1 protein-coding gene is annotated in these 524 nt (G+C 58.0%); it reads right to left on the reverse strand.

What is annotated here, in order from left to right; all coding sequences use genetic code 11:
- The coding region (locus QJ48_RS35215; protein WP_054977847.1) for a hypothetical protein at positions 1–498 on the reverse strand (498 nt) is incomplete at its 3' end.
- Between the last annotated feature and the right edge of the window lie 26 nt (positions 499–524).

Below are 524 nucleotides of genomic sequence, written 5' to 3' on the forward strand. Positions count from 1 at the left end.
GCCGTCCTTCACTTCCACCGTCACAACCTTGAGACCTGCCGCAATCTCCGTTCCATCGAAGCTTTCCGCAATTTGATTCGTAATGCCGCCGCCGATCCGCATCACAACCTCGCCGCTGCCCCGCGCGGGAATCGGCACGGTTACCTCACCGATGCGGCCGACCAAATCCTGCATCGAAAAGGCGACCGAATTTTCGGTTCTCTCCATCGGCTTCACGTAGATAAAATAAATCAGAACGGCAGATGCGGCAGCAGCCAGCAGGGATAGGACAAAGACCGCCCCCGCTGCAAAAGACGTATAGCCTGTCAGCAGCACCCCGGCCCCGCCGAACACCGTAATCGCGCTGAAGAGCACCATCGGCTGCAACCAGTGAAGCACGTCGCCGGACATGAAATCGAACATCCCGTCCAACGCGTTGCTGAGCAAATCACCGAGCAGTACCGTCACCAGGGCGAATAGAACGCCGGTAATCAGCAGCCCCCAATACACTCCAAGCATGTCCTTCCCTCCTGACCGTCTAGGGT

This window comes from Paenibacillus sp. A3, assembly GCF_001399685.1.
GTDB lineage: Bacteria > Bacillota > Bacilli > Paenibacillales > NBRC-103111 > Paenibacillus_G.